The sequence below is a fragment of the Streptomyces sp. CWNU-52B genome (assembly GCF_047444975.1).
Lineage (GTDB): Bacteria > Actinomycetota > Actinomycetes > Streptomycetales > Streptomycetaceae > Streptomyces.
In genome coordinates, this window is the sequence record NZ_JBLFJV010000021.1 from 23,640 (window position 1) to 46,205 (window position 22,566).

Here is a 22,566-nt window from a genome sequence, read left to right on the forward strand (position 1 = left end):
GCGAGGCTGCACCGCATGCGCATTCTGGTGGTCGAAGACGAGGTGGACCTTGCCCACACCCTGCACACCGGCCTGACCGCCGAGGGCTACAGCGTCGACCTCGCCCATGACGGGCGACAGGGACTGTGGATGGCCCGTACCGGCGAATACGCCCTGGTCGTACTGGACTTGATGCTGCCCGGACTCAACGGCTACAAGGTCTGTGCCCAGTTGCGCCGGGAGAGCAACGCGACCCCCATCCTCGTACTGACCGCGAAGGACGGGGAGTGGGACCAGGCGGAGGCCCTGGACACGGGGGCCGACGACTACCTGGCCAAGCCCTTCTCCTACCTGGTGCTCGTCGCGAGACTGCGGGCCCTGGTCAGACGGTCCGCCACGGTCGCACCGGCCGTCCTCGCCGTGGGCGACCTCTCGCTGGATGTCGCCGGCCGGGTCTGCCGCCGGGCCGGGACCCGGGTGGAACTCACCCCCCGGGAGTTCGCCGTACTGGAACTGCTGGCCCGCCGGGCGGGCCAGGCGGTCCCCAAAGCGGATCTGCTCTATCACGCGTGGCCCGACGAAGCCTGGGATCCCAACCTGGTGGAGGCGCGCGTCAGCGCCCTGCGCAAGAAGGTGGACGCCGCGTTCGGCCGACGGTCGCTGCAGACCGTACGGGGTACCGGCTACCGACTGGTGGACGACCGTGACCGTGACTGAGCCGCGACGCCGCCTGCGGCCGTGGCCGCGTTCGGTACGAGCCCGCACGGCTCTGGCCGCCGCCGCGACCGCCGCCGTCATCCTGACCGGCATCGGCTGGTGGGTCCATCTCGACGTCTACCGCCAGAGCACGCTGATCGCCGAGGAGCAGGCGGAGGCACAGCTCTTCGCTCTCGTCGACCAGCTGGCGGAGGGCCATGTCCCCGTGCGCAGAAACACCGTGCCGTACGAGGTCGTCGCGACCGGCCGTCGTGCCGCTGTCGCCTACGGCGGAGGCATGGAGGAGTTCGATCCCGGCACCCGCCATGTGCTGTCCGCCCCGCCGAAGGCCGAGGGGTCCGCTCCACCCGACGACGGGCCGGAGCGGGGCTACACGACTCACCCCACGCGCATACCGGCGCGCCACGACTCCGAGCCCTGGGACCGGTTCGGCGAGGAGGGCGGAATCCACCTGGTCCTGTACAGCGACATCAGGGCCGATGAACTGAGCAGTGACCGAGCCGCCGCGCTGGGCGTCGCCGCCGACGCCCAGCTGCGGGTCCATGTGGTGGTGCTTCCGCACGCGGGCGAGGAAATGGCCGAGACGATCACCGAGGCCACGGACCGCCGGCTGTTGCGGGCCGGGCTCGTCAGCCTCGTGCTGATCGCCGCCGTCGCCTACTTCGCCGTCCGTATCGCGCTGCGGCCGGTCGAGGCCATCCGCGTCCTCACCGCCTCCGTCACCGCGAGCAACCCCCGCGAACGCGTCACCGTGCCCGCCACCGGACACGAGATCACCGCCCTGGCCACCACCATCAACAGCACCCTGCAACGTCTCGACGACGCCGCCGCCCAGCAACGCCGCTTCGTCGCGGACGCCGCCCACGAACTGCGCAGCCCCCTCACCACACTGCTGACCAGTCTGGAAGTCGCGCTCGCCTACCCGGAACGCACCGACTGGCCCGCCGCGGCCACCACCGCGGCCCGGCAGACCCGCCGTCTCCAGTCCCTCACCGAAGACCTGCTGCTCCTCGCCCGCCTCGACACCCGCACCCCCGTGTCCGGCCCCGAGACCGTCGACCTGACGGTTCTCGCCTCCCGGCTGGCCGAGCAACACCACCTCAGCGAAGGGTCGTTGACCCTCACCTGCGACAGCACCGCCCCCGCACACGTACACGGGAGACCCGACGAACACGAGCGGCTGCTGTGCAACCTCATCGACAACGCCGCCCGCCACGCCGCACACCGCATCCAGATCACCATCCGGAACCAGGACAGCTGGGTCGTCCTCACGGTGCACGACGACGGCCCCGGCGTGCCCACCGAGGACGCCGAGCGCGTCTTCGAACGCTTCGTCCGGCTCGACGACGCCCGCTCCCGCGACCAGGGCGGTACCGGCCTGGGCCTCGCCATCGCCCGTGACCTGGCCCAGCGTCACCAGGGAACCCTCACCCTCACCCCCCGGACCCTCGGCGCGTGCTTCCGGCTACGTCTCCCCCGAGCCCCTGCCCCGACCGAGAAATGATCTGCTCCACCAGCTCCCCGTCGGCCCGATCGCCGCCCCGGTCGCCGTGCGCCATGGCGTCGTCGCCCGTGGCGCGCGGCACCCGGGGCACCCGGCGCACCTGCTGGACCGGGACGAGGAGCGCGGCCAGCGCCGCCGCGAGGCAGAGCAGGGCGAGCAGGGTGAACCCGCGGGTGTAGCCGGCGGCCTCGGGCAGGCCCGAGGGCTGCTGACGGCCCGTCACCAGGATGCTGGTCACCGCGGCTCCGACGGACCCGCCGATGGTACGGATGTTGGCGTTCATGCCGGTCGCCGCGCCGGTCTGCTCGGCCGGGACGCTGCCCACGATCAGGTTGGCCATCGAGGCGAAGGCGAGGCCGATTCCGAGGCCGAACACCCCTGACACGAAGGCCACTTGCCACTGCTCGTCGTGCCAGAGGGCAAGGAACCCACAGGCGACCGCACCGAGTGCGGCACCGGTGACGAGCAGCTTCTTGGCGCCCACCACAGGTTCGAGCCGGCCGCTCAGGATGCCGGAGAAGAACATGGCGACCAGCATCGGCAGCATGAGCAGCCCGGACGCGGTGACGCTCGCGCCGAATCCGTACCCGGCGGAGCTGGGCGTCTGGACGAAGCCGGGCAGGAAGGTCCAGATCGAGTACATGCCCGCGCCGAACAGCAGCGCGGCGGTGTTGGTGGTCCACACGGCGGGCAGCCGCAGGACCCGCAGGTCGATCAGCGGAGAGCGGGAGCGCGCCTCGGAGAGCAGCCACAGCACGAACAGGGCGAGAGCGGCGGCGAACAGCCCGATCACCCGGGTCGAGCCCCAGCCCCACCGGCTCGCCTGACTGAGCGGCAGGAGCAGGGCCACCAGCCATCCCGACAGGAGGACGGCGCCGAGCCAGTTCACGCGGCCCTCGGCGCGCCGGGGCGACTCGGGGACGTACCGGACGGCGATCAGCGTGGTCACCGCGACGACACCGACGGGCAGCCAGAACAGCCACCGGTAGTCGAGCGCCGAGACGATGGGGCCGGCCGCGACCATGCCGACACCGCCGCCCGCGGCGATCACCGCGGACAGGTTGCTGATGCTGGGGCTCACCCTGGCCGGGTCGAACTCGTCCCTGATGATCCCGAAGGACAGCGGGAACAGCGCGCCGCCTATGCCCTGGACGACCCGGGCGACGATCAGTACGCCGATGGTCGGGGCGAGCGCGGCGATCAGACAGCCGGTCATCACGGTCACCAGGACCGCGACGAGGGTGCGCTTCTTGCCGATCAGATCGCCGACCCTGCCGAGGATCGGTGTGAAGACCGAGGCGGACAGCAGGTACGCCGTCATCACCCAGGTCGCCGTGGACTGCGAGGTGTGCAGCTCGTGCTGGACGGTCGGCAGGGCCGGCGCGATCAGCGACTGGAGCATGGAGAAGACGCCCGCACCGGTCGCGAGGACCGCGAAGGTGAGGCGGGTGGTGGACTTGCGGGGCATGGAAAGCCTCTCCGAACTGGTTGCGGCCGAGGCCCCGGGCCGTCCCGTACGGGTTCCGCGCAGGCCGAAGGCAGCAGGCGCGGGGCACACCGATGGTCACGGGACCGGGTCTCCCCCGCCCGGGCGCCGGTCGGGAGTCGCCCGAGTGCGGCACGGAGCGGGGGAGGTCACAGGTCGCGGAAGATGTCAGGGAGTCGAGATGTCAGGTGTCGGGTGGGCGGTGCGCTCGGCACGGGCCGGAGGCGGGGTGGCGTCGCGCCGCAGCCGCGTGCGGCCGCACGCGTCCCCGGTGGACGCACCCCGCACTGGTAAAGTGGAGGTACACCTCCACTGTAGCGGAGGCACACCTCCGGTTCAATCGGTTTCCGCCCAAGGAGGCAGCAGTGACCGTCCAGTCGTTCCCCGTGAGCGAGATCGTCGCGTCGCGGCGACCGCACCGGAAGGACGCGGCGCGCAACTACGACGCGCTGCTCACCGCCGCCCGCGAGGCCTTCGCCGAGCAGGGCGCGGAGGCCTCCCTGGAGGACATCGCCCGTCGCGCGGGCGTCGGTATCGCCACGCTGTACCGGAACTTCCCCACCCGCAGACACCTCTTCGAGAGCCTCTACGCGGACGAGGTCGACGCCCTGTGCCAGGTCGCCCAGGACGTCGCCGGGCTCGACCCGTGGGAAGCGCTGACGACCTGGCTGAAGCGGTTCGCCGGCTACATGGTGACCAAGCGGGCCGTCCGTGAGGCGCTCAACGACGAGTCGGAGATCTTCACCGCCTGCCGCGACTCGATGTACGCGGCCGGCGGCCCGCTGTTCGAACGGGCCCAGCAGGCCGGGCGGGCGCGTACGGACATGAACTTCGTCGAGTTGCTGCGCATGGTCTCGGGCATCACCGCGACGACCTTCGACGACGACGCCCAGCGCGACCGGATCCTGTCCATCGCCCTCGACGGGGTACGCGCCACCCGCTGACCCGGCCCCCTCCTCCCTGCGGAGGATGTCTTCACGGAGGAGACCGCCGGGCGCTGTTCCACCCCAGGTGAGACCGACGGGCCCGGCAGCCCGTCTACCGTTGGGCCCATGGACTTGGACTCGTTCGCGGGACGGCGCGTACCCCGCGCCGCCACCGATGTGGGTCTGGCACTGCTCTTCGCCGCGGGGACGTCCGTGCTCCCCTGGACGCTGCCGCCCGACGGGCCCCACCTGCGCGCCCCGGACGCCCTGTTCCTCGTACTCGCCCCGCTGTCCGCGCTGCCGCTGGCCGTCCACCGGCGGTTCCCGCTGCCGACCCTGCTGGTGATGACGGTCGCGGTGGCCGTGCTCCAAGGACGCCACTACATCCCGCAGTTGTCGGGACCGGACGGCACGTCCATCGGTCCCGCCTACGTCGGTGTGGCCACGGCCGTGTTCCTCACCGCGCTGCGGGGCACGCCGAGGACGGCCACCCTGGTGGTGGCCGCGCTCATCCCGGCAGCGGCCGTCACCGAGGCGGTCCTCGCCCCGGCCGGACACCACATGGCCACCCTGCTGACGGAGGCCGTGCTGCTGGTCGCCGCCTGGGCGCTCGGCCGGCTCACCCGGGCGCGGGCCGCCATCCGCGACCAGGCGCTGGAACGGGCCGGGGCCCTCGAACGCGCCCAGGAGGCGAACGCCCGGGCGGCGGTCATGGAGGAGCGGGCCCGGATCGCCCGCGAACTGCACGACATCGTCGCGCACAACGTCAGCCTCATGGTCGTCCAGACGATCGCCGCCGACCGGATCCAGGACCGCGACGGCGCCAAGGCCCACGAGTTGCACGGCACCATCGAGGAGACCGGCCGGGCGACCGTCACCGAACTGCGCAGGCTTCTCGACGTCCTGCGCACGGAGGACGAGGCCGGCACCGACCCCAGCAAGGAACCGCCGCAGCCCACCATCGAGGCCCTGCCGACGCTGGTGGACTCGGTCCGCGCGGCGGGCCTCACCGTGGACTTCACGACGACCGGGACGCCCGCGGAGCTGCCGGCCGGGTCACATCTGACCGTCTACCGCGTCGTGCAGGAGGCCCTCACCAACACGCTCAAGCACGCCGGCCACACGCACACCGCACTCGCCCTCGCCTGGGAACCGGAACACCGAAGGGTCACCGTCCGGCTCTGCGACGACGGGCCCCGGCCCGGCGAAGGGGCCGCGCCGCGACCGCCCGCCCTGCCGCACGGGCCGGACGGCCCCGGTCACGGACTGGTCGGCATGCGCGAACGCGTCGGCGCGGTGGGCGGTTCCCTGCACACCGGCGCCCGCCCGGACGGGGGCTACTGCGTCCACGCGGTGGTGCCGCTGCCGACGCCGGCCGCTCCCCCGCACGACGACCACGCTCCGCACGACCCCGCTCCGCACGACTCCCGGTACGAAGGGCACACCCCACATGCATGCCATCCGCGTCCTGCTGGTCGATGACCAGCCCATGATCCGGACGGGCTTCCGGCTCATCCTGGAGGCCGAGCCGGACATCACCGTCGTCGGCGAGGCGGCGGACGGGGTCGAAGCCGTCGAGAGCGCCGGCACGCTCTGCCCGGACATCGTCCTGATGGACATCCGCATGCCGAACATGGACGGTGTCGAGGCCACCCGACGCATAGCGGAATCGGGATCGCCGAGCCGCATCCTCATCCTGACCACCTTCGACCTGGACGCCCACGTGGTGGACGCCCTGCGCGCCGGAGCCAGCGGCTTCCTCGTCAAGGACGGCCCGGCCGACTCGCTCGTCGGCGCCATCCGGACCGTGGCCGCCGGTGACGCGGTGCTCTCACCCCGGATCACCCACCGGCTGCTCGACCGCTTCGCCCATCTCGGCGCGCCCGTCGCCCCCGACGTACCGTCCCGCCTCGGCGCTCTCACCGGCCGCGAGATCGACGTGTTGCGCGCCCTGACCCGAGGGCTGTCCAACGCGGAGATCGCGGCGGAACTGGGAGTGGGAGAGACGACGGTCAAGACGCACATCGCGCACATCCTGGAGAAGTACGGGCTCCGCGACCGGGTGCAGGCCGTGATCCTCGCGTACGACTGCGGGCTGGTGGTACCGCGCGCCACCGGCACCCGGTAGCGACCGAGGGCTCAGTACTCCAGCTCGGGACGCAGGCGCAGTGGGCCGCCGACCGCGTGGAGGTGCTTCAGCACCTGGGCGTACGAGTCGAGGAGCCCCGTCTCGTGGTACGCGATGCCGTGCCGGGCGCAGAACGCGCGGACCAGCCCCTGGGCGTGCCGCAGGCTTGGCCGCGGCATGGACGGGAACAGGTGGTGCTCGATCTGGTAGTTCAGGCCGCCGAGCGCCAGGTCGGTGAGCCGGTGGCCACGGATGTTGCGTGACGTGAGGACCTGTCGGCGCAGGAAGTCGATTTTGGCGTCCTTGGCGAAGACAGGCATGCCCTTGTGGTTGGGGGCGAACGAGCACCCCATGTAGAGCCCGAACAGTCCCTGGTGCACCAGGAGGAAGACCACGGCCTGGAGCGGGGTCAGGACCACGAAGAGGGCGACGAGGTAGCCGACGATGTGGGTGGCCAGCATGCTCGCCTCGGCCAGCCTGGTCACTCGCCCGGTCCGTGACCCCGTACCCGTACCCGTGCCTGCCCCCTTCCCCGTACCCGCGCGGTCGAAGGTCGCCTGCACTCCTGCGACGTGCAGGGCCAGCCCTTCGAGCAGGAGCATGGGGAAGAACAGCCAGGCCTGGTGGCGGCCCAGCCACGCGTACGCTCCCCGGCGGACGCGTGCCTGGTCCTCGGTGAAGGCGATCGCGCCGTCGGCGATGTCGGGGTCGCGGTCGACGTGGTTGGGGTGGGTGTGGTGCCGGGTGTGCTTGGAGATCCACCAGCCGTAGCTGAGGCCGACCAGGAGGTCGGCGTGGACGCGGCCGAGCAGGTTGTTCACCCGCTTCGAGGCGGCGATCTGGTGGTGCCCCGCGTCGTGCCCGATGAACGCGGTCTGGGTGAACATCACCGCGAGGAACGCGGCGGTCACCAGCTGCCACCACGACTCCCCGATCAGGGCGAAGGCGGTCCATCCGGCGGCCAGCAGGGCCAGGTTCGCCCCCACCTTGGCGGAGTAGTACAGCGGGCGCCGCTTCAGCAGCCCGCTCTGCCTGACCTCACGGGACAGCGCCGCGTAGTCGCTGCCGCGGCGGGCGGGCGGGGGCTTGGCCATCCGGGCGAGGTCCACCGGATCCGTGACGTGGCCATGGTCGTGCTCGTGATCGTGGGCGAGTACTCGGCCGCGTCGGTCGCCGCCGTCGCCCCGGTCGATGGTCTCAGTGGTCACGTGCGTCACGTGTCGCCTCTCTGGCTAGGGCTAGGGCTCGGGGTCGCTGGGGTCGCGGCGGGCGCCGGATGCGCCCCGAGGCAGGCCCGTACACGGACCTGCCTCGGAAATGGGCCTGCTTCGACAAAGGGCCCGCTGGGGTGGGGAAGGGGGGTCGCCTCAGAGGGGGCGGACCTGGTCGGCCTGCATGCCCTTGGGGCCCTGGCTGGCGGTGAACTCCACCTTCTGGTTCTCCTCCAGGGAGCGGAAACCGTCGGTGTCGATCGCCGAGTGGTGCACGAAGACGTCGTTGCCGCCCTCATCGGGGGCGATGAAGCCGAACCCCTTCTCCGCGTTGAACCACTTCACTGTTCCCTGAGCCATGTGATGTCTCCTTCGAGTTGACGAGCTGATCGGAGAGCGCGCACTCGCGCGACTCCGGGTTGCCGGTCGTCAGCCGTCGAAGAAAACCCCCGAAAACGACATGACGCCCGCTGCGAGAACTCCGCGGGCGCTTCCACGTTCGCAAACTTCAACTACAACCATCTTCTAAAACGTCTGGTGTGCCGGAAACGTTCCCGGCCGGGCGAAAAAGGCCCCGAGCAGGGGTTCGGCCCGTTCCCGACGGTCGGCGGCCGCCGAGGAAGGGAGTACGGTGGCGTGACCGGGCGCACCTCGTACGCCGTCATCCGTTTCGGCGTCGCACTCGGAGAACGGCAATGGCCGACACGATCGAATCCGGCCGGAAATGAGCCGCGCGATGCCTTCTGGCTCGTACCGTCCCGCCGTCTCCCGCAGCCCCTTCCGCACCCGGCGATAGCTCCGCGCGCCCTTTCCCGACTCCCCTCACCCCTGGCGCCTTCCGGGTTTCCCAGGCGTTCCAGGCACATGCGGAGTCTCGCGCACGGCCCGACCCGACGACAGAGGATGCGGGACACATGTACTCCCAGGAATCGATTTCCGGCCACCGCCGCGGCCGCCCCGAACCGACCGCCGAGATGCTCTCCGGACTGGCCTGCCTCATGTGCGGCACCGACTACCGGAACTCTCCCGACCCGGACGCCGTGGTGGTCTCCCATCACGACGGCGGACAGATCCTCGCCTGCCACGGGACGTGTGCGCGTATGGCGTGCGGGTCCGTCAACGGTCTCGGCGAGACGGCCCTCCCGCTGAGCGAACGCGTCAGCCGGCACCAGGGCGACCGTTCCTGACCGACGCACGCACAAGCGCATACATGTATATATGTGTACACGCAGGGCGTCGGCGAAATAGCACGACCACAACGAAATAGAAGGACGCGCAATGAGTCTGATGAGTCTCGGAGTACTCGCCTCCTCCCTCAAGGAGAACGAGTTCCGGCTGCCGCTGCACCCCGGTCACCTCGACCGGATCGATCCCGACGTACGCGCGAAGATCTTCCTCGAAGAGGGTTACGGCGGACGGTTCGGCGTCGGTGACGACGCACTGCGGTCGTTGGTGGGCGGACTGCGCTCCCGCGAGCAGCTCCTCGACGAGTGCGACGTGCTGCTGCTGCCCAAGCCGATGCACGACGACGTCACCCAGCTGCGCCAGGGCCAGGTGCTGTGGGGCTGGCCGCACTGCGTGCAGGACGAGCGGATGACCCAGCTCGCCATCGACCGGCAGCTCACGCTCATCGCGTGGGAGGCCATGAACCACTGGACCTCCACGGGCGCCTTCAGCGTCCACGTCTTCCACAAGAACAACGAGCTGGCCGGCTACTGCTCCGTGCTGCACGCCCTGCAGCTCGGCGGGCTGACCGGCAGCTACGGCCGTCGGATGCGCGCGGTCGTCATCAGCTTCGGCGCCACGGCCCGCGGGGCGGTCACGGGTCTGGGCGCCATGGGTGTCTCCGACGTCACGGTGCTCACCCAGCGTGCCGCGGCCGCGGTGGCCTCGCCGATGCCGTCGGTCGTGATGGGTCACTTCGCGGAGCGGGACGACGACCCGACCCGCCTGGAGGCGCTCACCGGGCTCGGGCCCGTGCCGTTCGCGGAGTATCTCGCCGGGTTCGACATCATCGTCAACTGCATCCGGCAGGACACCGACGCACCGCTGACATTCGTCACCGAGGAGGAGCTGGCCCAGTTCCGGCCCGGCACCTTCTTCGTCGACGTCTCCTGCGACGAGGGCATGGGCTTCGAATGGGCCCGGCCGACCACCTTCGAGGACCCGATGCCCCTGGTGGGCCCCGGCTGCCACTACTACGGCGTGGACCACAGCCCGTCCCACCTGTGGAACTCGGCGACGTGGGAGATCAGCGAGGCGCTCCTGCCGTATCTGCGCAAGGTCTTGAGCGGTCCCACGTCCTGGGACACCGACGCCACGGTCAAGAACGCGATCGAGATCCGCGACGGCGTCGTCATGAACCCGAAGATCCTCTCCTTCCAGAACCGGCCGGCCCAGTACCCGCACGCCGTGGCCGCCCCGTCGCCGGCCGCCGCCCCCGTCCCGGCGGTCGCCCCCGCCCCCGGCCTGCGCTCCTCCGCGCAGCCGGCCTGACGGACTGCCTGCCTCCGGACTGGCGGACTGGCGGTCCAGGGACCGGCGGTCCGGCGGTCCGACGGGCTGGCGTTTCGGCACCCGGGCGTGGTCACCTCTCCTGCGCGAGCGTCACCGGCCGGTCGGCCCTGAGCTCCGCGAAGAGTGTCCGCGCCCGGCGGTCGTCCCACTTCACCGCGCTGCCTTTGGAGGTGGCGAACCCGGGGTCGGACACAGGCACGTTGATCTGCCGGCCGCCGCCCCCGGTGACGCCCCGCATCGACCGGAACAGCGTCATGAGGTCCCGCAGGTCCGTGTCCTTGTCGACGACGAGGGTGTCCAGGCCCGCGCCGAGAGTCGGGAAGGACTTGGCGGGGTTGAGGAGGGTCCCGGGTGTGACCGCCTTCTCGGCGAGGGCGGTCAGGAACTTCTGCTGGTTGCGGGTACGGCCCAGGTCGCCCTGGGCCTCCTGCTTGCGCTGCCTGACGAACGCCAGCGCCTCGGAGCCGTCGAGCGTCTGGCACCCCTTGCGCAGGTCGGCGCCCGAGTTGTCGTCCTTGACGGCCCGCTCCAGGCACATGTCCACGCCGCCGACCGCGTCCACCACACCGACGAACCCCGCGAAGCCGATCTCCGCGTAGTGGTCGACGTGCAGCCCGGTGTTGCGCTCCACGGCCCGTACGAGCAGGTCGGGGCCGCCGAGGGAGAACGCGGCGTTGAGTTTGTTCGGCTCGGCGCGGTAGCTCCTGCCGGTCTCGGGTCGGACGTACGGCGGGATGGTCACCCAGGAGTCGCGCGGCAGGCTCAGCATGGTGGAGCCGTTCGCGCCGGTGTGCAGCAGGATCATCGAGTCGGTGCGGCGGCCCTCGGCCGACCCGGTGCGCAGCTCCTTCCTGGCCTGCTCGGACAGTCCGGCACGGCTGTCGGAGCCCACGATCAGGTAGTTGGTGCCCTTTCCGTCCCGCGCGCGGTCCGGAAGCGCGCCGAGGTCGACCCCCTGTTCCAGTTCGGTGTCGGCCCACACATAGGTGCCGACGGAGGAGGCGACCGCCGCGGCGAGCAGCAGGACCGTCAGTCGCACGACTCTGCGGCGCCGGGTGGGGCGGGGCTTCGGGGATCTGCCGCTGCCCGGGTCCCGGTGGGGCCGGCTCCCGTCGCCCGTACGGCCCGGTGTGGCGGGCGAAGGCATACCGGGCAGGGGCGCCGTACGCGTCGAGGTCGGGGCGCCGTTCCCACGCCCCGACGGCCAGGGTCCGCCGGCACGGGGCGACGTGGGCCCGTCGCCGCGGATGGGGTGGTGGATCCCGTCGTTCATCGGCCTGTCCAGTCCCTCAGCACATGGCGTCACCCCATCGCGGTCCATAACGGTCGGTAACGGACCGCCACAAGTCGCCACGGGGTCATCTCGTGGGCAGGCTCTTATACGTGGCGGGGTCACCGATGTGTTCAGCGGCCGTGCCGGATCGGTTCATGCGGTGCCACTTCAGGCGGCTGCCGAGCAGCACCGCGACCACGGACTGGATGACGACCAGGTACATCAGCTGCCGGTAGACGACGAGTTGGAACGGCATCCACCACAGCGTCCGTACGCGCTCCCCGTCGAGCTTCAACGCGTACCCGGCGCAGACCAGTTGGATCCCCATGAAGCCGATCCACACGGAGGCCGAACTCAGCGGGTCGAGGAACAGCACGCCGTACAGCGCGAAGACGTCGATGACCGGCGCGAGCAGCGGGAGGGCGACCTGGAAGAGCGCCAGGTAGGTGAGGCCGCGGCGGCCGAAGCGGCCGGCGACGCCCGTCTCCAGGACGGCACCGCGGTGCTTCCACATGGACTGGATCGTGCCGAAGCACCAGCGGTAGCGCTGCCGCCACAACTGCCGCAGCGAGGTGGGCACTTCGGTCCAGGCGACGGCGGACTCCTCGTAGAGGACACGCCAGCCGGCCCGCCACAGGGCCATCGTGAGGTCGGTGTCCTCGGCGAGGGTGTCGTCGCTGACCCCGCCGACCCCCACCAGCGCGTCCCGCCGGAAGGCCCCGATGGCGCCGGGCACGGTGGTCATGCACTCCAGCACCTCGAACATCCGGCGGTCGAGGTTGAAGCCGAAGCAATACTCCAGGTGCTGCCACTTCGCGAGCAGACCGCGCCGGTTGCCGACCTTGGTGTTGCCGCTGACCGCGCCGACGGCAGGGTGCGCGAGCGGCTGGACGAGGTGGTGGATGGCGTCGGGCTCGAAGACGGTGTCGGCGTCCACCATGACGAGGATGTCGTGACTGGCGTACTCCAGACCGGTGTTGAGGGCTGCGGCCTTGCCTCCGTTGGGCTTGCGGATCACCAGGACCCGCGTGTCGTCGACTCCTTCGGCGAGTTCAGCCGTACGGTCCGTGGAGCCGTCGTCGATCACGACGATCTGCAGCCGGGGGTAGTCGGAGGCGAGCAGCGAGCGGACGGTCGCCTCGATCCCGGCCTCCTCGTTGTAGGCGGGCACGAGCACGGTGACCGGTTCCGTCACCTCCCGCAGCCAGGGCGCGCCAGGCCGGGAGCGTTCGAGCCGGCGGACATGGGCGCGGGCGAAGAGGACGAGCAGGATCAGGCGCAGCACGCCGAGGGCACCGGCGATGCCGAGTATCCAGGTCATGGCGTCGGAGAACGCGCGCCCCAGGGTGGTGGCCCAGATCAGCGCGGTGCCGCGCCACCGCTCGACGGCCGAGACCGGCTCGTACGGGTCCAGCCGGAGCCCCGCCGAGACGGTGGTGAAGCGGTCGACAGCCGGGTTCTTGAGGAGCTTTGCCGTCTCGCGGTACGCGGTCGCCGTCTGGCTGAACTGACGGACCAGGCCCTGCGCCGGCTTGCGTGTCCCCTTGTCTGCGGCGACCAGCACGTACCCCTGTGCGGTGGCGCGCCGGGCCGCCGTCCACTCGCGGCCGCACAGGGTGTCCGGCGAGGTGGTCCGCGGCATCCGCAGCAGGTTGGTACGCAGATCCGCGGTGCCCGCCAACACACTCTGGGTCAGTTCGAGTTCGGCGCCGAAGCGGACCGTGGACGTCTCGCCCAGGACGGCTCCGGTGTAGGTGTTGGAGCCGATCTCGTGCCCCTCGGCGCGGATCCGTCGCACGAGGTCCGGATGGCGGGCGGCCTGGGAGCCGAGGAGGAAGAAGGTCGCGCGGGCCTGACGCTGTTTCAGGAGGTCCAGGAGGCGCGGGGTCCAGACGGGGTCGGGGCCGCCGTCGAAGGTGAGCGCGACGGTGCGAGCCGGCATCGAGGCGGTCCGTACGCCGTCGCGGTTGATGCCGATGACCGGGCCGCCACGGGTGACGACGTCGGGTGCGGGCGAGGTGCAGGCGGAGCGGGTGTCCGCGGCGTCGACCTCGTGGTTGGTCCAGCCCTCGAAGAGGAGGGCCGCGAACATCGCGGGCAGTACGAGTATCAGGAGCAGCCAGTGACCTCGGGGATCGCGGGACTGTTTGTGCCGAGCCCTCACGGAAGGTCGTCCCCCCTGTCGTCGCGGTCATCCTTGTCATCCCCGGCGCCCCGGTCGCCCAGGTCGCCCTCGTCCGAGGCACGCTGAGCCAAAGACAGAAACGGGGACGGGAACGGGAACGGCGACAAGAACAAGGACGGGAACTGGAAGTGGGACTGGGAGTGGGACTGGGACAGGGACCGCACCATCTCCCGGTCCGTTCTTCTCCGGCCCCCGGCGTCGACGGCCGATGCGTTGGGGAACGTCTGCTGCCACTGGGTGGCGGGGCCTGAGTTACGCATGGGGCGCGAGTCTAGCCACCGCTTTGCGATCGCACGGGCCGGACGACGAGTCTCACAGGCCGCCTCCGGCCGGACCTCGTCGAGAGCAGGTCGGCCGCACCTCGCCCTCCGCCCAACTCCCGCTTATTGCTTGGTACTTGAACGCATTCTTCGTCCTGTCGGCGCTCGGCCTTAGCGTGTCCGAGTGACCGAACACACCGACTCCCGTACGCGCTCGCGATCATCCGCTGTCGGCGGGTCCGACGGCGGACGCGCCCATCACGATGACGACGAGGACGACACGAAGAAGCTGATCGCCCGTGTGCGGGCCGGCGACGTCCCGGGAGTCGTACGGGAGTTGCGCGCGCTGACGCCCGCCCGGCGCAAGGCCTGTGCCGCCGGGTTGAAGGGCCACCGCGAGGCGGTCGCCCGGCAGGGACTCACCGCTCAGGAGAAGGCCGCCCTGTTCGCCGCCGAACTGGGGTGCCAGGTCACCCCGGAGGCCACGACGGCCTGGCTCCTGAGCTACCGGTACTTCAAGCTGGACACCTGGACGGTGGACGTCCTGAACCTGTACCCCGTCGCCTGGCGGGCCGAATTGGTCGCGCGGCTCGACGACCGCGCGACGTCCTCGGACACCGTGTACACGCTCACCGAACACCTGGTCCACGACACTGGCTGTCCGCTGCCGACCTCCCAGAAGTTCGTCCTGGCCTGGCTGTTCAACCGCGCCAACAACCGCGAGCGGCCCACGCGGGTGCTGGGCGGAGCACCCGGCGCCGACCTTCTGGCGCGGCTGCGGGCGGACGTCCTCGCCCCACGGCTGCTCCCCGTGGTCGTGGCGAGACCTGGGCACTTCGTCCTCGACCGGCCGGCCTGGGTCCTGGAGGCGCTGCTCGGCCTCGCCGCCGAAGGAGCCGTCGACCGTGCCGAGTTGGTCCGCAACCTCTTCGCGGACATGGCCGCCCAGTCACCTCATCCGGTTCAGGGGGCTCGGGCGACCCAGGCGGGGGCGGTCCTGGAGGCGCTCGCGCTCACCCCGGCCGAACATGCCGGGGTGGCCCCCGAACGAGCCGCACTGGTCGGGGATCACCTCGGGCGGCTGCTCGACGACGGTACCCGGGTGGAGACCGCCCCGTCGCTGTCGTTCCTGCGGGCCCTGGACGCCACGCCGGCCGAGAACGCACCACTGGCGAGGGAGTACGTGGCCCTGCTGGACGGGTCGCTGCCGGTGGCCACGTACGCCCAGGAGGTCCTGACCGGGCTGGACGAGGCGGGACTGCTGGAGCCCGGCCTACGTACCGAGGCGTGCGAACGGGTCCTGCTCCGCCCCGAGAAGAAGCTGGTGCGCGCCCAACTGATGTGGCTGGACAAGGCAGTCCGGCGGGACCCGTCCCGAGCGGCACGGACGCTGGCCGACGTGGCCATAGCTTTCGAGCACCGGGACATGGCGTTGCAGGAGCGCGCCCTCGCGGTCATCGGCCGCCACCTGAAGGCCGCGGACGAGTCGGCACTGCCGGGACTGCCGGAACTGTCGGGACTGCGGGCAGAGTTGCGTTCGGCCGCCGCGCGGCTGACCCCCGGACTGGCGGCGCGTGCCGCAGAGTTGTTCGGAGCACCGGAGGGGCTCGCCACCGAGCGGCCGTACGCGGACACGCTCCCCCGCGTGCCCGAGCCCAGCCCGGTGCCGGACCCCCTCGCCTCGCCCGCCGAGGTCGCCGAGGAGGTCGCGGCGGTCGTCGCGGACGACCAGGACGTGGTGGCGTTCGAGCGCGCCCTGGACGGCCTGGTCCGCCACGCCCACCTGGACAGGCGAGCACTGGCCGAGTCGCTGAAGCCGGTCATGCGCAAGGAGCCGAAGGGCACCGTCGACTGGGTCCAGGGCGACCTCTACGACGTGGCGCGCGCGGTGCGGGGTGACGAACCGAGGTCACGGGTCGGCCTGCTGCACCGGGCCGTCCACCTCAGCGGGATCCGCCCGAGCGGCGGCTACTCCCTCGCCGGATCGATGCTCGCCGCGCGGCTGGCCGAGGCGATGGCCGTCATCGAGTCCGGCACACAGCCGTTCCTGCTGGCCGTGCCGACCCTGTCCACAGGGGCGCTGGACGCGGCCGTGCTGCTGGAGCGGATCACGGCGCTCGACGCACTCGGGGTCACACCCGCCCCGGTGGACCTGGCCCAGGCCCTGCTGCGCGTCACCCCGTCGGCGGACGACCAGGTGGGCCGACAGGTGATCGGCGCGGCCGAAGCCCTCACCTCCGACGCCGGACGCCGCCTGGCGCACTGGCTGCGCGAGGGCGGGCTCGCGCACCAGGACTCGGAGCCGACGGGCTGGCCCCACCGCAAGCCGCCGAAGCCCGCCTCCCAGGGCTGGTGGACGCCCGTACGCCCTGGAGCGGCCATCGATCCCGCGTTCCCGCCGGTCGCGGCGGCGCTGATCGGCCCGTACGAGGGCAACAACGGCCTGGCCGACCCGATCCGCCCGTTCTGGGTGGCCCAACTTCCGCATCACCGCGAGGAGTTGATGGCGCGCGACTACTTCGAGCCGCGTATGTCCCAGAAGGGCTGGCCGAGCGTCCTGCCCCGCGTCGCGGAGTCCGGCGGCCCGGCGGGCTACTCGGTGCACCTGGCGGCGGCCTTCGGACTGATCTGGCGGCTGGACCCCGACGCAGTGGTGGACGCCCTGCTGGTCCTGGCCGCGCGCGGCCAACTGGACACCGACCTGCTCGGCCGGCAGCTGGAGGCGCTACTGAACCACGGCTGGCCCGGCGCGAACCGAGCGGCCGACACACTGCGCACCGCAGCCGAGACAGGTGCGTACGCCACGGTGTGGTCCGTGCTCCGGTCCGCCCTGCCCGGCCTGCTCCACGACACACCGGTCAGGGGCGTGGGCGAACTGCTCGCCCTGGCCGTGGAATGCGTGTCGCGCTGCGGGGCGAAGGGGGAACTGCCCGAGGTCACGGCGACGGCGGCGCGTACGGGATCGAGCCGGCTGGTGAAGAACGCCGGCCTGCTGCGCGACGCGCTGCGCTGAGGCTCACTCGCGGAGAGCCCCCATGCGCCCATGGACGACGGTCCCGCCCGAGTACTGGGCGGGACCGTCGTGCGGGTACTACCGGCCCGATGCCCCCTCACGCACCGCGTCAGACGCCTCTCCCGGCGCCGGGGAGTACCCCATGGGCCGGGCGGTGAAAACGCCCCGGCCCTGCGTCCGGCTCCGCAACCGCGTGGCGTAGCCGAAGAGTTCGGCCAGCGGCACGGTGGCGGTGACGACTGCCGCCCCCGCACGTGTCGTGGAGCAGGTGACCCGACCCCGCCGTGCCGCCAGGTCACCGAGGACCCCGCCCACCGACTCGTCGGGCGTGGTGACCGTGACCTCGACCACCGGCTCGAGGAGTGTCATGACGGCGGCTCGCAGCGCCTCGCGCAGCGCGAGCCGTCCGGCGGTGCGGAACGCCATCTCCGACGAGTCCTTCGTATGGGTCGCCCCGTCCCGCAGGACGACCCGCAGCCCGGTCACCGGATGGCCGCCGAGCGGACCTTCGCCCAGCGCGTCCCGGCAGCCCGCCTCCACGGCCCGCACGTACTCCTGCGGGACCCGGCCGCCGACGACGGCCGACCGGAACTCGAACCCGGTCGCGCTGCCCCCATGGTCGGGAGCGACACCCTCGGCCCGGGTCTCCGGCGGCTCCAGCGGTTCCACGTCCAGCACCACATGGGCGAACTGCCCTGCCCCGCCGTCCTGTTTGACGTGCCGGTAGAGCAGTCCGGCGACTCCGCGTACGACGGTCTCCCGGTACGCCACCTTCGGCCGGCCGACCCGGACGTCGAGACCCTGGGCGCGGCGGATCTTCTCCACCGCCACCTCCAGATGCAGTTCGCCCATGCCGGACAGCACGGTCTGGCCGGTCTCGTCGTCGGTCCGGACGACGAGTGAGGGGTCCTCCTCGACGAGTCGGACCAACGCCGCGACCAGCCGGTCCGTGTCCGTGCTCGCACGGGCCTCGACCGCGACCGAGACCACGGGTTCGGCCGTGACCGTCGGTTCGAGGACGAGTGGAGCACCCGGTGCGCACAGGGTCGTCCCCGCGCGGGCGGACTTCAACCCGACGACGGCGACGATGTCCCCGGCGACCGCCAGGTCCAACTGGGCGTGCCGGTCGGCCTGGACACGCAGGATCCGGCCGATCCGCTCGGTACGCGTCGTGCTCGTGTCGCACACGGCCACGGCTTCTCCCTTCCGGATCGTTCCCGAGTACACGCGCAGGTAGGTCAGGCGCCCGGTGGCGGTGGCGTTCACCTTGAACGCGAGGGCCGCGAACGGCGCGTCCGCATCGGCGGCCCGCTCCTGCTCCGCACCGTCGTGACCGTCCGTACCGTCGAGCGTGCCGCGTACGGCGGGCACGTCCGACGGCGAGGGCAGGTACGCGACCACGGCGTCCAGCAACGGCTCGATGCCCCGGTTGCGGTAGGCCGAGCCGCACAGCACGACCACGCCGTCACCGGTACGGGTCAGGTCGCGCAGCGCACCCGCGAGGGTCGTCGCGGACAGGCCGGGCCGGGCGCAGAACTCGTCCAACGCGCCGGTATGCAGTTCCGCGACGGCCTCCTCCAGCAACCGCCGACGCCGCTCGGCCTCTTCCCGCAGGGCTTCGGGTACGGGCCCTTCCACGACCCCGTCTCCTCCGTCGCCCCAGACCGACGCCCGCATACGCACCAGATCGACGACTCCGCGGAACCCGTCCTCGGAGCCGATGGGCAACTGCACCACCAGCGGCGCCGGATGGAGCCGTGCCCGGATGGACGCGACCGCCGAGTCGAGGTCGGCCCCGGCCCGGTCCAGCTTGTTGACGAAGGCGATCCGCGGCACACCGAACCGGTCGGCCTGCCGCCACACGGACTCGCTCTGCGGTTCGACCCCCGCGACGGCGTCGAACACCGCGACCGCCCCGTCGAGGACGCGCAGCGAACGGACGACCTCGTCGGAGAAGTCGACGTGCCCCGGAGTGTCGATCAGGTTGATCCGATGCTCGTCCCAGGCACAGCTGACGGCCGCGGCGAAGATGGTGATCCCACGGTCACGCTCCTGCGAGTCGAAGTCGGTGACGGTCGTCCCGTCATGAACCTCGCCCCGCTTGTGGGTGGTCCCGGTGACGTACAGGATCCGCTCGGTGACGGTGGTCTTGCCCGCGTCGACGTGGGCGAGAATGCCGAGATTGCGGACCGCGGTGATCGGGTTCGCGACCTGCACGGCTCGGCCGGCCTGACGGTGGAGTTGGGTTTCGGTACGCACGGCCCATGGCCTTTCAGAACTGTTCGCTGACCATTACTCGCTGATCAGCGGTCCAGATGGGGGTCGGCGCGATTCCCGTACGAAGCCATGGCAGCAATACGTGGAAGCTCAGAGATTCGTGACGGGCATCCGGTGCGAGCCGCGCAGCACACACCGGCTCCACGGAGACACGAGGATCACCTCGTACCGCGACAGGGGAACGACGACGGCGGTGCGGTAGCGCATGGCCGGGCTCCCCTCAATGGTCACGGAGCGTGCTGCGACGGTGCAGGGCACGCTGTGTGTGGTGAGTGTAGGGAACCGAGTGAAGCCAGGGCACCGGGTTATTTTCCGGCGGAATCCGATCCGCGAGCAGGTGAGTGCCGGTTTGCGACCCAGCGGTGGAGGTCGGCGTCCGACACCACTCGTCCTGGGAGGGTTTGGTCACCGCGCGAACCTCGTTCGGTGCGATAAAGTTTCTGAGCGCTGCGCACCTTCCCGGAGGGTACAAGGCAGAGTTCACGGTCCGGTCCGCCGGTCGTGAGTGACGAATGGTGAAGCCACCACGTGGACCTCACTGCGGTGAGGGCGGATGCCCGGTAGGGCGATCCCTGCCATTCCGAACTCACAACTGGAGTGGCCTTCATGAACCCCGTCGAGTGCACGCCTGCGCGTCGTCCGTGGATCCGCGAGATCCTGGTCGGCGCCGCCGCCGGAATCATCTCCAACCTCGTGTTGGAGTGCCTGGCGGCGGCAGCCCGCCTGCTCATCTGAGGCAGGCGAGTGGCGGGCCCGGTGAGCCCGCCACTCTTCTCCGTTTCCGCGCCGCTCACGCAAGCGCTGTCAAGCACATCTAGAAGAGGGGCTTTTGCCCGGGGGGATTCTTCTCCTGCTGCTTCTTCTTCCTGGCCCGTGAACGGTTTCGCCCTCGCGATGGACGGGGCGAATGCGGCGGCCGAGCCTCAGGAGGAAGGTTCTTCCAGGTGGGGCGCAGGCCGTGGATGTGCACGTCGCCGACGACCTCCCGCAGATATGACTGAGTCTCCTCATCCGTGGAGTAGAGGACCGTCGCGCGGCTCGCTCGCGTCATGAGGACGTGATAAGCGTGTCGCACACACCGGGCGAAGTCGTCCTCGCTCAGCTTTGTCCCGTTCAGTCTCGAGTCGAACGAACCCGGTACCGCGACGCGTTTCACTCCCGCTTCCGTGTCCTTGCGCGCCTTGCCCTTCTTGAAGACCCACTGCCCGTCTCTCCGCACCATGTCCTCGCCGAGGATCACACCGCACCAGTCCCATTCGAGGCCCTGGGCCGTGTAGACGCAGCCGATCTGATTGATCCCGTTCTCATGCACGGACCAGATCTTGGAGGGAGGTACCGTCCCGCCCTCACAGAAGCTCGAACTGTCCGCGTTCCAAGGCCGGTGCCAGTCGCCGATGCGTACGTCGGCCTCCAGCCGTTTCTCCTTGCCCAGGGGTTTGGTCCAAGGCCAGCAGAATCCGGCGACCATGCGGGCCGAGGCTCCGGAACGGGCCTCAGTACTGATGATCCGTTCGAGTTCCGCGGGACTTTCCGCCACCTCGACGTGCATCAGCCCGTCGGGGGTCCACGGCTCCGGCGTCTGGCCCGAGAGGCCGAGCACGGCACGCACCCACCGCACGTAGGCGTCGCTGCCCCCGCAGCGCCACTGCTCGCGGAGGTTGTACCGCACAGGATCGATACCCCTGTCCTTCGCGGCCTTTTCGATCAAGTCGACCGTGCCCACCTCGTTGGGCCGCACGGACTGACTCTCGTCGAGGAAGAACAGAGCGAGGCGGGAAGCGTCAAGCAACTCGTCCACTTGCGGCTTCGTGCCCTGCATCTCTTTGGGGAGGTAGCGGTTGGTGGTGCGGTCGCGCAGGCGGTGGGCCTCGTCGCAGATCAGGACGTCCAGAGGCGGGTCAGGAGGTGTGACGAAGTTGCTGAAGTAGGTGAAGGACTCTTTGAACTCCTTGTCCCCATACCCCACATGCTCCTGGATCGCACCGTTGAACGCCCTGCTTCCACTGGCGTACTTGACCGTGCGGTGGGCTGCTTCCAGATCCGCCTTGAGCTGCAGCCCGACCGCACTCTTGCCGGTGCCGGCTCCGCCCGTCACGAGGAACACCGCTCGTCTGTCGTCCGGGACAAGTCCCGGGCGCTCGGGGTCCCCGAGGACCAAGTCGGCTCGCTCCAGGACATCTTCGGCGACCTTCTTCTGCTGACCTCGCAGGGTGAACACCGTGTCCTCACCCTGCGATCGGATCATCGCGTCGAGCAACGGAGTGTTCCGCAGGTTCATGCGGCGCAGGAGCTGCTCGGCCTCTGACTCGGCACCGTCCTCTGCGAAGTGTTTCCGCAGGTCGGTGAGGAGTCTGTGTCGGCTGTCGTTGGTGTATGTGCGCGCATAGGCCCCCGTGGGTGCGTTCACGTCCAGCAGCGGCTTCACCGACTCGTCGGTCGCGTTGTGGAGGTAGGTGAAGCCACCGCACTCGACGGTGACGCCGCTCAGCGGCCCCTTGTCCCCGGTGAAGAGCTCAAAACAGTCACGCAGTTGAAGGGCTGGGTGCCGCTTCGGCCCGTTCCTGTCCATCCCCGGAACCCATACGAGTTCAGCGGTGGCTGCCTCCACTCGGGTCACCATGGACCATCTCTTGAGTTCCACCAACTGGAACGAGGGCAGTCTTGTCTCGGGGTGTCTGCCGACGAGCACCACGTCGATGAGATGGGGCTTGCTGCGGTCCTCGGGTTCGTCGACCGTCGCCGCACACTCGACGATCATCTCCACGTTGCCACGGTCGGCCGCGACCAGATCGTTCGCAAGGTCGATGAGGCTCTCCGCCCAGGCGGAGCGCTCCGAGTCCGAGGCGTCAGCACCTCGAAAGTGTCGCCACCGCGCTGCGAGGTGGGGCACCATGCGCCGTCTTGCGTTCAGATTGAGCAGATCCTGCGCCGATAACTTCAGCAGCAGCATGGACATGTGGTGGTTCCCCCAGGGCACGAGTGACTCGTGCGGGTGGGGGCATGTCCTCGTGGGGAAGCCCGTCGGGCCGCAACCGGTACCAGCGATCATAGGCAGTTCGATCGCTCACGCAGACACGTCCGGGCCGGGGC

The 22,566-nt window shown here is 70.6% G+C and carries 16 protein-coding genes; 9 read left to right on the forward strand and 7 right to left on the reverse strand.

Annotated elements, in window-relative coordinates:
• Positions 1-15 precede the first annotated feature (15 nt).
• Positions 16-696 (forward strand): response regulator transcription factor, encoded by a 681-nt coding sequence (locus tag ACLVWQ_RS21110; RefSeq protein ID WP_414110592.1) that lies wholly within the window; start codon positions 16-18, stop codon positions 694-696.
• Positions 683-2,200, forward strand: coding sequence for a sensor histidine kinase (locus ACLVWQ_RS21115; RefSeq protein ID WP_414110594.1), 1,518 nt, complete (start codon positions 683-685; stop codon positions 2,198-2,200). The genes ACLVWQ_RS21110 and ACLVWQ_RS21115 overlap by 14 nt, the downstream gene beginning before the upstream one ends.
• On the opposite strand, the gene ACLVWQ_RS21120 is transcribed toward ACLVWQ_RS21115, so the two are convergent.
• Positions 2,130-3,668 (reverse strand): MFS transporter, encoded by a 1,539-nt coding sequence (locus ACLVWQ_RS21120; RefSeq protein ID WP_414110595.1) that lies wholly within the window; start codon positions 3,666-3,668, stop codon positions 2,130-2,132. The genes ACLVWQ_RS21115 and ACLVWQ_RS21120 overlap by 71 nt on opposite strands.
• 383 nt (positions 3,669-4,051) lie before the next feature.
• Here ACLVWQ_RS21120 and ACLVWQ_RS21125 point away from each other — a divergent pair, with 383 nt between their 5' ends.
• The 3 genes from ACLVWQ_RS21125 to ACLVWQ_RS21135 all read left to right on the forward strand — a co-directional run bounded on the left by ACLVWQ_RS21125 (position 4,052) and on the right by ACLVWQ_RS21135 (position 6,740).
• Positions 4,052-4,630: a TetR/AcrR family transcriptional regulator gene (locus ACLVWQ_RS21125; protein ID WP_414110597.1), complete on the forward strand. Its 579-nt coding sequence runs from the start codon at positions 4,052-4,054 to the stop codon at positions 4,628-4,630.
• A gap of 108 nt (positions 4,631-4,738) precedes the next feature.
• Complete coding sequence (locus ACLVWQ_RS21130; RefSeq protein ID WP_414110598.1) at positions 4,739-6,094, forward strand: histidine kinase; 1,356 nt, start codon at positions 4,739-4,741, stop codon at positions 6,092-6,094.
• Positions 6,063-6,740, forward strand: coding sequence for a response regulator (locus ACLVWQ_RS21135; RefSeq protein WP_414110599.1), 678 nt, complete (start codon positions 6,063-6,065; stop codon positions 6,738-6,740). Before ACLVWQ_RS21130 ends, ACLVWQ_RS21135 begins: the two co-directional genes overlap by 32 nt.
• A gap of 11 nt (positions 6,741-6,751) precedes the next feature.
• On the opposite strand, the gene ACLVWQ_RS21140 is transcribed toward ACLVWQ_RS21135, so the two are convergent.
• Together ACLVWQ_RS21140 and ACLVWQ_RS21145 are read right to left on the reverse strand one after the other, a co-directional pair.
• The gene (locus ACLVWQ_RS21140) at positions 6,752-7,948 is read right to left on the reverse strand and encodes a fatty acid desaturase family protein (RefSeq protein ID WP_414110601.1); all 1,197 of its coding nucleotides are present in this window, start codon (positions 7,946-7,948) and stop codon (positions 6,752-6,754) included.
• 159 nt (positions 7,949-8,107) lie between these two features.
• On the reverse strand, positions 8,108-8,311 hold the full coding sequence (locus tag ACLVWQ_RS21145; protein ID WP_055513500.1) for a cold-shock protein: 204 nt from the start codon (positions 8,309-8,311) through the stop codon (positions 8,108-8,110).
• Between the two features lie 554 nt (positions 8,312-8,865).
• On the opposite strand from ACLVWQ_RS21145, the gene ACLVWQ_RS21150 reads away from it, so the two are divergent.
• Both ACLVWQ_RS21150 and ACLVWQ_RS21155 read left to right on the forward strand, forming a co-directional pair.
• Positions 8,866-9,138 (forward strand): hypothetical protein, encoded by a 273-nt coding sequence (locus ACLVWQ_RS21150; protein WP_414110603.1) that lies wholly within the window; start codon positions 8,866-8,868, stop codon positions 9,136-9,138.
• 91 nt (positions 9,139-9,229) lie between these two features.
• Positions 9,230-10,447 (forward strand): N(5)-(carboxyethyl)ornithine synthase, encoded by a 1,218-nt coding sequence (locus ACLVWQ_RS21155; protein WP_414110604.1) that lies wholly within the window; start codon positions 9,230-9,232, stop codon positions 10,445-10,447.
• Positions 10,448-10,538: 91 nt separating this feature from the next.
• Here ACLVWQ_RS21155 and ACLVWQ_RS21160 read toward each other — a convergent pair whose 3' ends face one another.
• Together ACLVWQ_RS21160 and ACLVWQ_RS21165 are read right to left on the reverse strand one after the other, a co-directional pair.
• Positions 10,539-11,507 (reverse strand): LCP family protein, encoded by a 969-nt coding sequence (locus tag ACLVWQ_RS21160; protein WP_414110605.1) that lies wholly within the window; start codon positions 11,505-11,507, stop codon positions 10,539-10,541.
• Between the two features lie 319 nt (positions 11,508-11,826).
• Entirely contained in the window at positions 11,827-13,833 is a 2,007-nt protein-coding gene (locus ACLVWQ_RS21165; RefSeq protein ID WP_414110846.1) for a bifunctional polysaccharide deacetylase/glycosyltransferase family 2 protein, read from the reverse strand.
• Between the two features lie 537 nt (positions 13,834-14,370).
• Between ACLVWQ_RS21165 and ACLVWQ_RS21170 the strand changes: the two genes are divergently transcribed.
• Entirely contained in the window at positions 14,371-17,199 is a 2,829-nt protein-coding gene (locus ACLVWQ_RS21170) for a DUF6493 family protein (protein ID WP_414110606.1), read from the forward strand.
• Between the two features lie 78 nt (positions 17,200-17,277).
• Here the strand turns inward: ACLVWQ_RS21170 and fusA are convergent, their stop codons facing one another.
• Complete coding sequence (gene fusA, locus ACLVWQ_RS21175; RefSeq protein ID WP_414110847.1) at positions 17,278-19,416, reverse strand: elongation factor G; 2,139 nt, start codon at positions 19,414-19,416, stop codon at positions 17,278-17,280.
• A gap of 666 nt (positions 19,417-20,082) precedes the next feature.
• On the opposite strand from fusA, the gene ACLVWQ_RS21180 reads away from it, so the two are divergent.
• Positions 20,083-20,211: a DUF6408 family protein gene (locus tag ACLVWQ_RS21180; RefSeq protein WP_414110608.1), complete on the forward strand. Its 129-nt coding sequence runs from the start codon at positions 20,083-20,085 to the stop codon at positions 20,209-20,211.
• 79 nt (positions 20,212-20,290) lie between these two features.
• Here ACLVWQ_RS21180 and ACLVWQ_RS21185 read toward each other — a convergent pair whose 3' ends face one another.
• On the reverse strand, positions 20,291-22,432 hold the full coding sequence (locus tag ACLVWQ_RS21185; protein ID WP_414110609.1) for a DNA/RNA helicase domain-containing protein: 2,142 nt from the start codon (positions 22,430-22,432) through the stop codon (positions 20,291-20,293).
• Between the last annotated feature and the right edge of the window lie 134 nt (positions 22,433-22,566).

Excerpts from the sequence above, each read along its gene's own strand:
- ACLVWQ_RS21110 (WP_414110592.1), top strand. The coding sequence starts at position 16 with ATGCGCATTCTGGTGGTCGAAGACGAGGTGGACCTTGCCCACACCCTG.
- ACLVWQ_RS21120 (WP_414110595.1), bottom strand. The coding sequence starts at position 3,668 with ATGCCCCGCAAGTCCACCACCCGCCTCACCTTCGCGGTCCTCGCGACC.
- ACLVWQ_RS21130 (WP_414110598.1), top strand. The coding sequence starts at position 4,739 with ATGGACTTGGACTCGTTCGCGGGACGGCGCGTACCCCGCGCCGCCACC.
- ACLVWQ_RS21135 (WP_414110599.1), top strand. The coding sequence starts at position 6,063 with ATGCATGCCATCCGCGTCCTGCTGGTCGATGACCAGCCCATGATCCGG.
- ACLVWQ_RS21145 (WP_055513500.1), bottom strand. The coding sequence starts at position 8,311 with ATGGCTCAGGGAACAGTGAAGTGGTTCAACGCGGAGAAGGGGTTCGGC.
- ACLVWQ_RS21150 (WP_414110603.1), top strand. The coding sequence starts at position 8,866 with ATGTACTCCCAGGAATCGATTTCCGGCCACCGCCGCGGCCGCCCCGAA.
- ACLVWQ_RS21155 (WP_414110604.1), top strand. The coding sequence starts at position 9,230 with ATGAGTCTGATGAGTCTCGGAGTACTCGCCTCCTCCCTCAAGGAGAAC.
- ACLVWQ_RS21165 (WP_414110846.1), bottom strand. The coding sequence starts at position 13,833 with ATGTTCGCGGCCCTCCTCTTCGAGGGCTGGACCAACCACGAGGTCGAC.
- ACLVWQ_RS21180 (WP_414110608.1), top strand. The coding sequence starts at position 20,083 with ATGAACCCCGTCGAGTGCACGCCTGCGCGTCGTCCGTGGATCCGCGAG.
- ACLVWQ_RS21185 (WP_414110609.1), bottom strand. The coding sequence starts at position 22,432 with ATGTCCATGCTGCTGCTGAAGTTATCGGCGCAGGATCTGCTCAATCTG.